The 15,290-nt window shown below is 59.2% G+C and carries 12 protein-coding genes and 1 tRNA gene; 8 read left to right on the top strand and 5 right to left on the bottom strand.

Annotation, left to right across the window (positions count from 1 at the left end; all coding sequences use genetic code 11):
- Positions 1 to 95 precede the first annotated feature (95 nt).
- On the top strand, positions 96 to 872 hold the full coding sequence (locus RHSP_RS14865) for an SDR family NAD(P)-dependent oxidoreductase (protein WP_004118514.1): 777 nt from the start codon (positions 96 to 98) through the stop codon (positions 870 to 872).
- Between the two features lie 112 nt (positions 873 to 984).
- Here the strand turns inward: RHSP_RS14865 and RHSP_RS14860 are convergent, their stop codons facing one another.
- The 5 genes from RHSP_RS14860 to wrbA form a co-directional block, all read right to left on the bottom strand.
- Complete coding sequence (locus RHSP_RS14860) at positions 985 to 1,323, bottom strand: HlyU family transcriptional regulator (RefSeq protein ID WP_004118512.1); 339 nt, start codon at positions 1,321 to 1,323, stop codon at positions 985 to 987.
- 37 nt (positions 1,324 to 1,360) lie between these two features.
- Positions 1,361 to 2,611, bottom strand: a complete 1,251-nt coding sequence (ilvA, locus tag RHSP_RS14855; protein ID WP_004118510.1) for a threonine ammonia-lyase — start codon at positions 2,609 to 2,611, stop codon at positions 1,361 to 1,363.
- 266 nt (positions 2,612 to 2,877) lie between these two features.
- Complete coding sequence (locus RHSP_RS14850; protein WP_037152115.1) at positions 2,878 to 3,084, bottom strand: hypothetical protein; 207 nt, start codon at positions 3,082 to 3,084, stop codon at positions 2,878 to 2,880.
- Between the two features lie 77 nt (positions 3,085 to 3,161).
- Positions 3,162 to 3,247, bottom strand: a tRNA-Leu gene (locus RHSP_RS14845).
- Positions 3,248 to 3,472: 225 nt separating this feature from the next.
- Positions 3,473 to 4,072 (bottom strand): NAD(P)H:quinone oxidoreductase type IV, encoded by a 600-nt coding sequence (wrbA, locus tag RHSP_RS14840; RefSeq protein ID WP_004118508.1) that lies wholly within the window; start codon positions 4,070 to 4,072, stop codon positions 3,473 to 3,475.
- Positions 4,073 to 4,313: 241 nt separating this feature from the next.
- Here wrbA and RHSP_RS14835 point away from each other — a divergent pair, with 241 nt between their 5' ends.
- The 7 genes from RHSP_RS14835 (at position 4,314) to RHSP_RS14805 (ending at position 15,276) form a co-directional block, all read left to right on the top strand.
- The gene (locus RHSP_RS14835; protein WP_004118507.1) at positions 4,314 to 5,087 is read left to right on the top strand and encodes a competence/damage-inducible protein A; all 774 of its coding nucleotides are present in this window, start codon (positions 4,314 to 4,316) and stop codon (positions 5,085 to 5,087) included.
- Positions 5,088 to 5,202: 115 nt separating this feature from the next.
- Positions 5,203 to 6,048: a universal stress protein gene (locus RHSP_RS14830; protein WP_004118506.1), complete on the top strand. Its 846-nt coding sequence runs from the start codon at positions 5,203 to 5,205 to the stop codon at positions 6,046 to 6,048.
- Between the two features lie 315 nt (positions 6,049 to 6,363).
- Positions 6,364 to 6,861 carry a xanthine phosphoribosyltransferase gene (gene gpt / locus RHSP_RS14825; protein WP_004118505.1) on the top strand — a complete coding sequence of 166 codons (498 nt, stop codon included), beginning with the start codon at positions 6,364 to 6,366 and terminating at the stop codon, positions 6,859 to 6,861.
- 771 nt (positions 6,862 to 7,632) lie between these two features.
- The gene (locus RHSP_RS14820) at positions 7,633 to 11,433 is read left to right on the top strand and encodes a vitamin B12-dependent ribonucleotide reductase (protein WP_037152112.1); all 3,801 of its coding nucleotides are present in this window, start codon (positions 7,633 to 7,635) and stop codon (positions 11,431 to 11,433) included.
- A gap of 238 nt (positions 11,434 to 11,671) precedes the next feature.
- Positions 11,672 to 12,190 (top strand): hypothetical protein, encoded by a 519-nt coding sequence (locus tag RHSP_RS14815; protein ID WP_157385351.1) that lies wholly within the window; start codon positions 11,672 to 11,674, stop codon positions 12,188 to 12,190.
- Between the two features lie 291 nt (positions 12,191 to 12,481).
- Positions 12,482 to 13,480, top strand: coding sequence for an acyltransferase family protein (locus tag RHSP_RS14810; protein ID WP_240535435.1), 999 nt, complete (start codon positions 12,482 to 12,484; stop codon positions 13,478 to 13,480).
- Between the two features lie 173 nt (positions 13,481 to 13,653).
- Positions 13,654 to 15,276: an ABC-F family ATP-binding cassette domain-containing protein gene (locus RHSP_RS14805; RefSeq protein WP_004118496.1), complete on the top strand. Its 1,623-nt coding sequence runs from the start codon at positions 13,654 to 13,656 to the stop codon at positions 15,274 to 15,276.
- Positions 15,277 to 15,290: the final 14 nt, after the last annotated feature.

Genomic DNA, 15,290 nt, shown 5'->3' with positions numbered 1-15,290 from the left:
TTCATGTCCGGCTTGACAAAATGGATTACGATCATAATCCTTATAGATAACGATCATAATCCAGATCGTGACAAAAGCCAACAGGAGCTACGAACATGCGTCTCAAGAACAAGGTTGCCCTCATCACCGGCGGAAACAGCGGTATCGGCTTCGCCACCGCCCGCCTCTTCCTCGCCGAAGGCGCCAAGGTCGCCATAACAGGCCGCAATGCCAAGACGCTCGCCGCGGCAGCCGAAGCGCTCGGCGGCGACGTGCTGGCATTGCAGGCCGACACGACAGACATCCCGGCCATGGAGAATGCGTTTGCCGAGGCTGCGGAGAAGCTTGGGAAATTCGATATCGTCTTCGCCAATGCCGGAATTGCTGGCGAAACAGCGCTCGGAAAGACCACGCTCGAGCAATTCGAAACCATCGTGCGCATCAATTTCACCGGCGTCTTCTTCACCGTGCAGGCTGCGCTGCCGCATCTGAACGACGGCGGTTCGGTGATCCTCAACGGCTCCGTGCATGCTGTCCTCGGCATTCCCGGCTATTCCGCCTATGCGGGCACGAAAAGCGCCGTTCGCGCCATGACGCGCAATCTTGCCTCTGAACTCGCGCCCCGCGGCATCCGCGTCAACCAGGTGACGCCGGGCGCCACCAAGACACCTATCTGGGGACCGCGTGCCGCCACGCCGGAAGCCATGGATGCGCTGGAAGCCCGCTTTGGCAGCCTTAGCCCGCTCGGCCGCATGAGCGAAGCCGACGAAATCGCCAAGGCCGCGCTCTACTTCGCCTCCGACGATTCCGCCAATGTCACGGCCATCGAAATCACCGTCGACGGCGGCGCCGTCAATGCTCCGTCCGGCGCAAAGCTGTTCCGCACGGCTTGAGCCGAGCGAAAATCCAATCAGCCATCGATTTGAATGAGTGTCATGGGCCGCTCAAAGCCAATGCGGGAGGCGGCCCTGCGATCAGACGGTTATGAAAGAAACCCTCCGACGATCAGACTTGGCGCGTCTTTTCGCCGTCGCCGAAGAGGCCTGCACCGTTCTGATCGATGATCTGCTGCGCCTTGCGGAAGGTCGATTCCACGGCATCGTCCGACGAGGTGAAAACATCGGCGCGAATGAACGTGCGCACCAGCATCTCGCCGTTCACATCCTTCTCGATCCGGCCCATGAGGCGGAACTGATTGCCCTCGCGCTGCGGCGTCGCATAGATCGTGCAGCCGGCGTGCATCTGCGGTTCTGCGCTGACGGCCGGAGCGGCAGATTTTTCATTGCCCGGCTGCGCTGCGCCGCCGGTGAAGATCGAAATGATATTTGAAAAGAACGAAGCCATGGATCGCCTTTAGCATGAAGGTTGCGGGGCCGCAAAGTCAAATGATCAGGTTTGCCAGGATCTCGTTTTCGGTGATGTCTTCGTAACCCATGCCGGAGCTTTCAAAATTGGCGATAAGCTGCTTGAAATTATCCGGATTCTTCGTCTCGATGCCGATCAGGATGGAGCCGAAATTGCGGGCGCTCTTCTTCAGATATTCGAAGCGGGCGATATCGTCTTCCGGCCCGAGCAGATTGAGGAAATCCCGAAGCGCGCCGGGGCGCTGGGCCAGGCGCAGGATGAAATATTTCTTCAGCCCGGCATAGCGCATGGCGCGCTCCTTGACGTCAGGCAGGCGCTCGAAGTCGAAATTGCCGCCGGAGACCACGGCGACGATGGTCTTGCCGCGGATGCTGTCGCGATCGAGCTTTTCGAGCGCCGTGATCGCCAGCGCGCCGGCCGGCTCCAGCACCACGCCCTCGACATTCAGCATATCGGTGATGGTGACGCAGATGGCGTTTTCCTCGATCAGCTTGACCTGTTCGGCCGCAAAGTCCTTCAAGGCTGCGAAATTCAGCTCGCCGATACGACCGACGGCAGCGCCATCGACGAAATTATCGACCTTGGCCAGCGTAATTACCTTCCCCGCCTCGATGCTGCGGCGCAGGCTCGGCGCCCCTGCAGGCTCGGCAAAGGTGAAGGCATCACGGGAAAGCGTGTCGGCGAAATAGCCGGTGATCCCGGCTGCAAGTCCGCCGCCGCCGACGGGAAGAAGGACGTGGTCGGGTATAATACCCTCCGGCAGCTGTTCCGCGATCTCGGCCGCCACGGTCGCCTGCCCCTCGATGATGTCGGCGTGATCGAACGGCGGCACCATGACGCCGTCGATGCGCTCAACATGGTCGCGCGCCGCCTGATAGCATTGGTCGAAGAAATCGCCGAACAGCTTGATGGTGATGAATTCGCCGCCGAAGATGCGCGTCTTGTCGATCTTCTGCTGCGGGGTCGTCATGGGCATGTAGACCACACCGGGCACGCCGAAATGCCGGCAGACGAAGGCAAATCCCTGGGCATGATTGCCGGCGGATGCGCAGACGAAGGTTTTTTCCGTGCCGCCTTCGGCAATCACCTTGCGGAAGAAATTGAAGGCGCCGCGGATCTTGTAGGAACGAACGGGCGTCAGATCCTCGCGCTTCAGCCAGATATCGGCGCCGTAACGGGCGGAAAGATGCTCGTTCAGCTGCAGCGGAGTTGCGGGGAAAAGGCCGCGCATGGCCTCCGTTGCGTCGAGAACAGTCTGTTTGTCCAAGGCTTATCCGTCCTTCTTCAATCCATCCCTGCTATGACACAGGAAAGATGAGCAAAGAAAGCCTGTTTATCGTGCTTTCAGACCTGCCGTCGCGATATCATTGCCGCAAACGCGCAGTTAACCATTTATGCCTCTGACAGAGGAATTCCCAAAATCTGCGAGTTGACAGCAAAGCTCCCCCTGCGTCCAATATGACACAGCCATCATGACGATGGTTAGAGGCCCGCCCAATACCGATCCGTCGGCGCCGGCGGGCTTCGCCTGGGTCACTTCGCATGCGTGCGGTGCTTCCAATCGCCTGATTGCTCCATTTCCGGTGAGTCCGCCGTCTCGAAGTCAGCCTTTAACCGTTGTGCAGCCAGCGTGATGACCTCGTTTTGCGGATATGCGCCTTGCAAGGCCCTGATCAATTCCGGGCGCAAACCGTCGCCACGCTTTGCCGCGATCTCATGCAGATGAAGGAAGATGGACATGGCATACTCCGATCCGGTTGATTGGATCAGACTAGTCATCGGCCAAAGCGGCAGCCACCCGTTTCCTGATAAGCTGATGGTGCGGACGACGGGGGTCGAACCCGTACAGCCAAAGGCCGAGGGATTTTAAGTCCCTTGCGTCTACCAGTTTCGCCACGTCCGCGCTGGGCGATTTCAATATCTTGCGTCGGGTGATTTGGAAAGCGTCGCGTAGTCGTTTTTTGAGTGGCCGAGCAGGTTTCTGAGATATGTGTCTTCCGCTTCATCGACTTGCGGACGAGCACGGGAAGGTTGAGGCGGGCATTCGCTAACAACTAGCCTCCACCACCCAAACGAAAAAGGCGCAGCTTTCGCCGCGCCCTTTCCGCCGAATATCCGTTAGATCTGATCAAGCCGTGAGCTTGGCTGCGATCTTGGCGACGTGGGCGCCCTGATACTTTGCTGCTTCCAGCTCGATTTCGGACGGCTGGCGCGAGCCGTCGCCGTTGGTGATGGTGGAAGCGCCGTAGGGCGAGCCGCCCTTGACTTCTTCCGTGCCCATCTGGCCCTGGAAAGCATAGGGAAGGCCGACGACGGCCATGCCCTGATGCAAAAAGGTTGGGATGAAGCCGAGGATGGTCGATTCCTGACCACCGTGCTGGGTCGCGGACGATGTGAAGACCGAGCCGACCTTGCCGACGAGCTTGCCAGCGAACCAGAGGCCACCCGTCTGATCCCAGAAATTGCGCATCTGCGAGGCGACGGTGCCGAAACGGGTGCCGGAGCCGACGATGATCGCATCGTATTCGGCCAGCTCGTCCGGCGTTGCAATCGGAGCTTCCTGATCGAGCTTGAAGTAAGAGGCTTTCGCAACTTCTTCCGGCACGAGTTCCGGCACGCGCTTGACGGTGACTTCAGCACCAGCGGACTTCGCACCTTCTGCGACGGCATAGGCCATCTTCTCGATGTGACCGTAAGCGGAATAGTAGAGAACCAGAACCTTAGCCATAAGAACGTCTCCTGTTTGCTGGACGCGTTAAGTGTTGCACTCGGTTTTATCAGTGATGCGACAGCGGAGCAGCCCCCATGCCCAGAACGCACTGTTCATCCTGCGTAGACGAAAATTCATTTGCAACATCTTGCGACGGGCGATGGCGATCTGAAAACTGGCGTTTGCATTCGCCGTAAACAGCGCTACCTATTTTGCACCTTTTGCGAACGCGCCGATGCGCATTTTCCTGGATGTCTTCATGTCAAACGAAATCATTGTCACAGCCGCCATGCTGGCCATCGGCGACGAACTGCTTTCCGGCCGCACCAAGGACAAGAATATCGGCCATCTCGCCGATGTGCTGCTGCTTGCCGGCATCGACCTGAAGGAAGTCCGCATCGTTGCCGACGAAGAAGATGCCATCGTGTCGGCTCTGAACGCCTTGCGCGGCCAATACGACTATGTCTTCACGTCTGGCGGCATCGGCCCGACCCATGACGACATTACCGCCGATGCCATCGCCAAGGCTTTCGGCGTGGCCTGCGAGCACGATGCCGAAGCCATGCGGCTGATGGGCGAGATGTATGCCCGGCGCGAGATGGAGTTCACCGAGGCTCGCCAGCGCATGGCGCGCATGCCCGTCGGATCGAAGCATGTCGCCAATCCCGTCTCGACCGCCCCCGGCTTCAACATCGGCAACGTCTATGTCATGGCCGGCGTGCCGCAGGTTTTCCAGGCGATGCTCGACAATGTCATCCCGACGCTTAGGACTGGCGCGCGTGTGCTATCGACCGCCATTTCCTGCCCCTATGGCGAGGGCGAGATCGGCACGCCGCTCGGCCTCATCCAGAAGGCACATCCCGATACCAGCATCGGCTCCTATCCGCGTTATGTCGGTCAATTCTTCTCGACAGAAATCGTCGTCAGGGGCCGCTCGGCCGAGCTGGTTGAAAATGTTGCTGCGGAAGTGCGCGCGATGATCGAAACTATAAGGCAGTCGAAAGCCAAGGAAAATCAGTCGGCTGAAGCGTGACATTCAACGAAGGCGTGCATGTTGGTGGGAACCGGGAACCTATTCTGGGCATTATCTTGTAGCGGAATGCTGATATCATGATCCGATCCAACCCTTCCGCGTGGGAGATCTCTTCATGTCCTACAAAACGATAGTGACCGTTCTCGATAATCCCAACAATACGCGGGTCGCTGCCGAGTTTTCGGCGGCGCTCGCCAAGGAGCATGGCGCCCATGTCGTCGGCCTCCATGCGGAAATCGTCTCGACCGTTCCGCTCGTGGCACCGATGGAGATTCCCGATCCCGTTGCGGTTCAGGCATTGCAGGATGTCGCGCACAATCAGGCGGTCGAAATCGAGCGCCTGTTCCGCAGCAAAATGGAGAGTGCCGGTCTCGGCTACGACTGGTATAGTTTTGCCAGCACCATCGGCTACGGCACCGAACCGCTGGTCGAGACCGCCCGCAGCGCAGATCTGCTGATCGCCGTGCAGCCCGATCCGTCGAAATATGCCGACTCCCAGGTCGACGTCGAAACCTTCCTGTTCGACAGCGGCCGGCCGGTGCTGCTGATCCCCTATATCCTGAAGCAACCGAAGCCTATCCGCCGCGTCCTGATCGCATGGAACGGCTCCAAGGAAGCCGCGCGCGCCACCTTCGATGCGATGCCCTTCCTCAAATCGGCCGATTCCGTCGAAATTCTATCGGTCAGCACGCATGAAAAGGACCCGCATCCGTCCAAGGAAACCGGCACCCAGATTGCGGCCGCGCTGACGCGTCATGGTGTTCGCGCGAGGTTCGAGATGGCAGCTTGCAGCGGCAGGTCGACACCATCGCAAGTCATCGAAAACCGCCTTGCGGATGACAGTATCGACCTGCTGGTCATGGGTGCTTACACCCACTCCTGGCTATGGCAGATGATCTTCGGCGGCACGACGCGCACATTGCTGCAGTCTATGACCGCAATGACGCTGCTGGCGCGCTGATCGGTTCGGAAATCGAAATGGGCGGCCGCCGGTGCGGCTGTGGACCGGTTCGCCGTACTGCAGCTATTGCCTTTTGCCAGTAAATCCAGCAGAAAGCAGCGACCGATGACAGAACTCCCGCCAGGGAACCGATCACGCGGTCGAAGGAGCATGATCCCGAAAGGCCTATCGCTTTTCCCGGATGAGATCCTGTTCAAGTAGACCGTCGGCGATCGCGTTCCGGACTTGGATCAAGGTCCGCGCCCGTCGCGGGGTCTGCTCAGGGTCGCCGGTGCTGCCGGTGCGTCATTATTCCATGCCCCGGAGCCTTCTGCCATGTCCCTGCCCGATAAAGCCTTTCCCGTATCCTGGGATCAGTTCCATCGAGACGCCCGCGCGCTTGCCTGGCGGCTTGCCGGCCTCAACCGCGAGTTCAAGGCGATCGTCTGCATCACCCGCGGTGGGCTCGTGCCGGCCGCCATCATTTCGCGCGAGCTCAATATCCGCCTGATCGATACCGTCTGCATCGCCTCCTACCACGACTATTCCAGCCAGGGCGAAATGAACCTGCTCAAGGGCATCGCCCCGGAATTGTCTGCCAATGGCGGCGAAGGCGTGCTCGTGGTCGACGACCTCACCGATACCGGCAAAACGGCTCTCGAAGTCCGCGCCATGCTGCCGAAGGCGCATTTCGCCTGCGTCTATGCCAAGCCGACAGGGGTGCCGACCATCGACACCTTCATTACAGAAGTGAGCCAGGATACCTGGATCTACTTCCCCTGGGACATGGGCTTCACCTATCAGGAGCCGATCGCCAAGGGTCATCGCGGCTGATCCTAAGGGCCGATTGCGCGAATCAGTTGTGATTCCGTGCGCATTGTCGAACCACGGTTCGATGACGTTAATAGATGTGGGCGCTGCGGCGCCCACTACATTTAGTAGGCCTCACGGCCGCTGGAATGCACGGGATTCAAGGGTTTCCGCGCGAATCATCATGTGCGACAGCATGATTTTGCCGCGCTGCCAATGGCAATGAGGTCACGGTCACAATTTTGTCGTTTTTGACACCGGCGGTGAAATCACATGCCTCGTTCGTGATCGCACGACGGGCGAGCACCCTCCCCCAAGTTCTTGAATCTCTTACCCTCCTGGCGTTTCCCCAGTTTCCACAGGCAAGCCCACAAGATATTGTGGTTAGCAATCCGTTACAAACCACCCCTTGACGGAATCGGGTCTTTCAAAGTTAATGGACGACGTTGCGGCGGCGACTGAACCAGGCGGGTTTACAAGGGCTGGTTCTCAATTCGAAATCGGGTTTGGATTCAAGGCGTTTCACCCTAGCCGGTGACCGCCGTGAGGTTTTTTGTGCCGATGTCGATGCTGCCGAAAAAACAGATGCGGGGACTGGCGGCAATAAGCTGTTAATACTATATTTAGTGTTTGCAGCCACCATCACCACAAGATACAGGATGGCCATCTCCGGATGACACCTCCTGTCAGAGAACGGATTGAAAGCTGGCTGCGCGTTGACATCGCCCTGCCGGAATGAGAATTTTTGCGTCTTGCTTTCATGCGGGCGCGCACCAACGAATGAGGATTGGGACCATGCGCATCGAACGTCGTTTTACGAAGGCCGGTCAGTCACCCTATGCGGAGATCGAATTCCGCAAGGCGACCAGCGAGATCAAGAACCCCGACGGTTCGATTGTGTTCCGCCTCGAAAATATCGACGTTCCCGCGCAGTTTTCCCAGGTTGCCGCCGACATTCTGGCGCAGAAGTATTTCCGCAAGGCAGGCGTGCCCGCCAAGCTCAAGAAGGTTGAGGAAAACGACGTTCCTTCCTTCCTGTGGCGCTCCGTGCCCGACGACGCTGCCATGAAGGACCTGCCCAAGGATCAGCAAAGCGGCTCCGAAACCGATGCACGTCAGGTCTTCGATCGCCTTGCAGGCACCTGGACCTATTGGGGCTGGAAGGGCGGCTACTTCTCGTCGGAAGAAGATGCTTCCGCTTTCTGCGACGAGCTTGCCTATATGCTCGCCACCCAGCGCGTCGCTCCGAACTCGCCGCAGTGGTTCAACACCGGCATGCATTGGGCTTACGGCATCGACGGCCCCGGCCAGGGCCATTTCTATGTCGATCCCTTCACCGGCAAGCTCACCAAGTCCAAGTCGGCCTATGAGCATCCGCAGCCGCATGCCTGCTTCATCCAGTCGGTCGAGGACGACCTCGTCAATGAAGGCGGCATCATGGACCTCTGGGTTCGCGAAGCTCGCCTGTTCAAATATGGCTCCGGCACCGGCTCGAACTTCTCGATGCTGCGCGGCGAAGGCGAAAAGCTTTCCGGCGGCGGCCGTTCCTCTGGCCTGATGAGCTTCCTGAAGATCGGTGACCGCGCTGCCGGCGCCATCAAGTCGGGCGGCACGACGCGCCGCGCCGCCAAGATGGTCGTTGTCGACATCGATCATCCGGATATCGAGGAATACATCAACTGGAAGGTCAAGGAAGAGCAGAAGGTTGCAGCCCTCGTTACCGGCTCGAAGATCGTCGCCAAGCATCTGAAGGCGATTATGAAAGCGACGGTCAATTGCGAAGGCGACAATGACGATTGCTTCGACCCAGCCAAGAACCCTGCCCTGAAGCGCGAAATCCGCGCTGCCAAGAAGGACCAGGTTCCGGAAAACTACGTTCAGCGCGTCATCCAGTTCGCCCGCCAGGGCTACAAGGATCTCGAATTCAAGACCTACGACACGGACTGGGATTCGGAAGCCTATCTCACCGTATCGGGCCAGAACTCGAACAATTCCGTTTCCATCAAGGACGACTTCCTGCGCGCGGTCGAGAATGACGGTGACTGGAACCTGACCGCCCGCAAAGACGGCAAGGTCATCAAGACGCTGAAGGCCCGCGACCTGTGGGAATCCATCTCCTACGCCGCCTGGGCATCGGCCGATCCGGGCCTGCACTTCAACACGACGATGAACGACTGGCACACAAGCCCTGCTGCCGGCCCGATCCGCGCCTCCAACCCGTGCTCGGAATACATGTTCCTCGACGACACGGCCTGCAACCTCGCTTCGCTGAACCTGATGACCTTCAAGGATGCAGCGATGAAGCGCATCAACATTGCCGATTACGAGCACGCCGTCCGCCTCTGGACCGTCGTTCTCGAAGTCTCCGTGATGATGGCGCAGTTCCCCTCGCGCCGCATCGCCGAGCTTTCCTACGAATACCGCACGCTCGGCCTCGGCTACGCCAATATCGGCGGCCTCTTGATGTCGTCGGGCATTCCCTATGACAGCGACGAAGCCCGCGCCATCGCCGGCTCGCTGACTGCGATCATGACCGGCATCGCCTATGCGACTTCGGCCGAGATGGCATCCGAACTCGGAACTTTCCCGATGTTCAAGCCGAACCGCGAAAACATGCTGCGCGTCATCCGCAACCATCGCCGCGCGGCTTACGGCGAAACCTCGGGCTATGAGAGCCTGTCGGTCAGTCCTGTGGCGCTGATCCACTCCGACAATCCGGACCAGGATCTCGTTGCCCATGCCAAGGCTGCCTGGGACCGGGCGCTGGAACTCGGCGAAAAGCATGGCTACCGCAATGCACAGGCAACCGTCATCGCGCCGACCGGCACGATCGGCCTCGTCATGGATTGCGACACGACCGGCATCGAACCGGACTTCGCTCTCGTAAAGTTCAAGAAGCTCGCCGGCGGCGGCTACTTCAAGATCATCAATCGCGCCGTTCCGGAAGCGCTGCGCACGCTCGGCTATTCCGAAAGCCAGATTGCCGAGATCGAGGCTTACGCTGTCGGCCATGGCAACCTGAACCAGGCTCCGGCCATCAACCCATCGACGCTGAAGGCCAAGGGCTTCACTGCCGAGAAGGTCGATGCTGTCAACGCCGCTCTGAAGAGCGCCTTCGACATCAAGTTCGTCTTCAACCAGTGGACGCTCGGTGCCGACTTCCTGAAGGGCACGCTGAAGGTGTCCGACGAGCAGATGGCCGATATGAGCTTCAACCTGCTCGACCATCTCGGCTTCTCCAAGAAGGACATCGAAGCCGCCAACATCCATGTCTGCGGTGCGATGACGCTGGAAGGCGCCCCCTTCCTGAAACAAGAACATCTCGCCGTCTTCGATTGCGCCAACCCCTGCGGCAAGATCGGCAAGCGTTACCTCTCGGTCGAGAGCCACATCCGCATGATGGCGGCAGCCCAGCCCTTCATTTCGGGCGCCATCTCCAAGACGATCAACATGGCGAACGAAGCAACCGTCGAGGACTGCAAGAACGCCTACATGCTCTCGTGGAAGCTCGGCCTCAAGGCCAACGCGCTCTACCGCGACGGCTCCAAGCTTAGCCAGCCGCTGAATGCCTCGCTGATCGAGGACGACAGCGACGAGGACGCGCTGGAGGAATTCCTGCAGGCTCCGGCAGCCGCACAGGCCGTCACCATCACGGAAAAGATCGTCGAGCGCGTGATCGAGAAGGTCATTCGCACGCAGGAAAAGCTGCCGAGCCGCCGCAAGGGGTACACCCAGAAGGCCAAGATCGGTGGACACACGATCTTCCTGCGCACCGGCGAATATGACGATGGCCGTCTCGGCGAAATCTTCCTTGATATGAACAAGGAAGGCTCGGCACTGCGCGCCTTCATCAACAACTTCGCGATCTCCGTTTCGCTCGGCCTGCAGTACGGCGTGCCGCTCGAGGAATATGTCGACGCCTTCACCTTCACCAAGTTCGAGCCGGCCGGCATCGTCACGGGCAATGACGCCATCAAGAATGCCACGTCGATCCTCGACTACGTGTTCCGTGAGCTCGCCATCTCCTATCTCGGTCGCCATGACCTCGCCCACGTCGACACCTCGGACTTCAACAACACGGCGCTCGGCCGCGGCGTTTCCGAAGGCAAGGCCGATGTCGTCTCCAAGGGCCTGACGCGCGGCTACAAGCCAACGCTGGTTCCGACCTCGGGCGATCGTCCGGCAGCAGACGTCAAGGGTTCGGCAACGGCCGCGCCGGCACGCGCCGCTTCGCTTGCAACCGTCACCGCCTTTGCCGGCAACACGGTGCGCAAGCTGGAGCCGACGGGTGCCGTCTCGACCTCCGAAGTCGTCGCCTTCAAGCGCGACTATGAAGAGCGCGCCAAGGAACTGGCCGAAGAGATCGCCGAGGAACTGGCGGATGAAACCGCCACCGGCCTCTTCACCGACAAGGCCGCAAGCGACGCAGCAACTGCCAAGACGGAAGCAAAGAAGCTGGAATCCGAACGCCGCGCCCGCTCGATCATGCAGGGCTACACCGGCAACATGTGCACCGAGTGCCAGAACTTCACGATGGTGCGCAACGGCACCTGCGAGAAGTGCGACACGTGCGGCGCCACGAGCGGCTGCAGCTGATCGGACTAAGGTATTGACCGAACAGCGCTAAAATCGGCCATCGGCCGTTTCAACTAAAACTCTCTTTCCAGGCGTTTCGGCGCCTGGAAAATACCTTTTGGAACAAACAGTGAAACAAATTCACTGATTGAGTGTATCTAAGTTTACAATCCAGAATGGCTTAAGTATAGATATGCCTGCATGCGCTTTGCGCTGCCGACGGATGGTCTGCGGACGCCGACGGTTTGCCACCGGTCCCATGGGCACGGCGGAGCAATCCTATGCGCCAGCTTTATCCCCAAGCCGACAAATAAAATTATTGCGCGAATTTTATATTGACGACTATCTCTATGCGCGCATAGAATTTTGCGGGCACCGAGGGGAAAAACTAATGAACTTCAAATATATGCTGGCTGCCGCCATGGCCGCCGGATTGTCATCGTGCACGACAAATTACGCCTACGAACCTATCATCCCCAACCCGCCAAACATCGAAATGACGCAGGCCCGATGTCAGATGATGGCAAGCAGTGTCGACCAGGGATACTTCGCCTACGGAAGCACGAGCTATGTGGCCGGCGCGGCGATCGGAAACGCGCTTGGCAATGCCATTCGGGAGGATCAGTTCATCCAACAATGCATGACCATGAGCGGGTGGCGACGTGTTCCCGGCCCAGGACAAGGTAAGGCAGCAGCCCGCTCGACAGCTCCGAGATGGACACCGCCCAAGCCAAGACCCGCCGCCTTGGGTGGGAAGTTCCCGTCTGCGCCGAAATAGGCAAAGGCACATCGAAGCTTGTTATTGTCAATCGGCAGATAAGTAGGCTCCCTGCACATGAAGGAGAGCCTTGAATTATCGGCTCGGCAGCAGCACATGCGAAATGCCCGATTTCGGTCATGAAACGGGCGGGAAATCATCCACTTTCAGTGGAATTGTTGCCGCCGTGACATTCGGTCCGCCGTGCCCTCCAAGCCTTTCTGCATGGGTTTCGGCCTTTCGACGCATTCTATCGCTAAACCCGGCCGGCCAAGCGTCGGCGATGGCATTCCAGGCGTGTGAGGCACCGTATTGAAAATCGGCAGCAACATCACGAGCGTTCAATATCTGCGGGCCCTCGCTGCGATCTCCGTTCTCTGCTTCCATGTGAGCGAGACATACGGCCTGGAATTCAAGGTCGGAGCGGCAGGCGTCGATATATTCTTCGTCATCAGCGGCTTCATCATGTGGATCACGACCGATGGAAAGCCAATCGGCCCGCGAGAATTCATGGTGCGTCGGCTCATCAGAATTATGCCGCTCTACTGGATCGCGACGGCAGCGACGTTTGCCGTGGCCGTGTTGAAGCCGCAGTTTTTCTTCAACACGAATTCGAGCATCGGAAATTTGATCGGCTCGCTGTTTTTCGTACCCATCATCAGGAATGAAGAGCTACATCCCGTCGTCGAGCAGGGATGGACCCTATCTTACGAGATGTTCTTTTATCTCATCTTCTCCATCTCATTGACCCTGCCGGAGTTCAGGCGGTTATGGTTCCTCATGACGGCTCTGGCGACTGCCGTCATCGCGCATTACCTCCTGCCCTTCGGCTATGTCCGCGTTTTCACACAGCCGGTCATTCTGGAATTTGCGGCCGGGATCATCATCGGGCGCCTGTGGAAACAGGGTTTTCGTCTGCCGTTTCATACCGCCATCGGCTTGATGATCTTGGGGTTCGTGCTGCTGCTGGCGAGCGACCTCCTCACCCATGTCGACCGGGTAATCTGCTGGGGTATACCGGCAGTGCTGCTATTGTCGGGCGCCGTGTTCGCGGAGCGGGAACGAGCGGCTCCCAAACTGGCCTTCCTGCATTTCCTGGGGGATGCATCCTATTCCATTTATGTCTGGCATGTGCTGACCGGCATTCTGGTCACGGCGCTGCTATTGCGCGTCGGAGTGCCGCACGCGGTACAGCCCGCGTTGATCGTATTGGGTTCTCTCGCCTTTACGATCGTCTGCCATCTGTACATAGAGCGCCCGATACTTCGAAAAATGCAGCCAACACGCCCGCAACCCGCCTATCGTCGCTGATGTACAATCTTGATGGGCGAATGAGTCGCCCCAGACCGCAGACATCTCGAAAATCGCCCCCCTCCGAACACCAGTCCACGGCTGACCTCATTCTTTCACCGGAAAAGCTGCGACAGCGCGCCCGACCCGTGGCATAAGGCCCCCAACAATTTTCACCTAGGCCGCGCGTAACCATGATTCGCATCGAAAATATCAGCAAGCAGAACAGCCACCGCATCCTCTTCATCGAGGCATCCGCTGCGCTCAACAGGGGCGAGAGCGTCGGGCTCGTCGGCCCGAACGGCGCCGGCAAGACGACGCTTTTCCGTATGATCACCGGACGGGAGCAGCCCGACGAGGGCCAGGTTTCCGTCGATAAGGGCGTCACCATCGGTTACTTCAATCAGGATGTCGGCGAGATGGAAGGCCGCAGCGCCGTTGCCGAAGTGATGGAGGGCGCCGGTCCCGTGAGCGCTGTTGCTGCCGAACTGCGCGAGCTGGAAGCCGCGATGATCGATCCGGATCAGGCCGACAGAATGGATGAAATCATCGAGCGTTACGGCGAAGTGCAGGCGCGCTACGAAGAGCTGGACGGCTACGCTCTGGAAGGCCGCGCCCGCGAAGTCCTGGCGGGCTTGAGCTTCAGCCAGGAGATGATGGATGGTGATGTCGGCGCGCTCTCGGGCGGCTGGAAGATGCGCGTGGCGCTGGCCCGCATCCTGCTGATGCGCCCTGATGTGATGCTACTCGACGAGCCGAGCAACCACCTCGACCTCGAAAGCCTGATCTGGCTGGAAGCCTTCCTCAAAAGCTATGAGGGCGCGCTTCTGATGACCTCGCACGACCGCGAGTTCATGAACCGCATCGTCACCAAGATCATCGAAATCGACGGCGGCAACCTGACCAGCTATTCGGGCGACTACGAATTCTACGAGCAGCAGCGCGCCCAGAACGAAAAGCAGCAGCAGGCGCAGTTCGAGCGCCAGCAGGCCATGCTTGCCAAGGAAATCAAGTTCATCGAGCGTTTCAAGGCACGTGCTTCCCATGCTTCGCAGGTGCAGAGCCGCGTGAAGAAGCTCGAAAAGATCGATCGCGTCGAACCACCGAAGCGCCGCCAGACGGTTGCGTTCGAGTTTCAGCCGGCGCCGCGCTCCGGCGAAGACGTGGCGGTTCTGAAGAACGTTTACAAGAAGTATGGCAGCCGCAGCATCTATGAAGGGCTTGATTTCATGGTGCGACGCCGGGAGCGCTGGTGCATCATGGGCATCAACGGCGCGGGCAAATCCACCCTGCTCAAGCTGGTGGCCGGCACGGCAGAGCCAGATGAAGGCAGCGTCGCACTCGGCGCCAGCGTGAAACTGGGATATTTCGCCCAGCACGCCATGGATCTGCTCGACGGAGAGCGTACCGTGTTTCAGCAGCTCGAACACGATTTTCCGCAGGCGGGCCAAGGCCCTCTACGTGCGCTCGCCGGCTGCTTCGGCTTTTCCGGCGACGACGTGGAAAAGAAATGCCGCGTGCTGTCGGGCGGCGAGAAAGCGCGGCTTGTCATGGCGATCATGCTCTTCGATCCGCCGAACCTGCTGGTGCTGGACGAGCCGACCAACCACCTCGATCTCGACACCAAGGAAATGCTCATTCAAGCGCTGTCGCAATACGAGGGCACAATGCTCTTCGTCTCGCACGACCGGCATTTCCTGGCGGCGCTCTCCAATCGCGTTCTGGAGCTGACGCCCGAGGGTATCCACCAATATACCGGCGGCTATACGGAGTATGTCGAGCGGACAGGCTACGAGGCGCCTGGTCTTAGAAGCTGATAGCTTCGCCGACG

This window comes from Rhizobium freirei PRF 81 (genome assembly GCF_000359745.1).
GTDB classification, from domain to species: domain Bacteria; phylum Pseudomonadota; class Alphaproteobacteria; order Rhizobiales; family Rhizobiaceae; genus Rhizobium; species Rhizobium freirei.
Note: the sequence above shows the minus strand (reverse complement) of the source record. Positions and strands in the feature narration are given on the sequence as shown.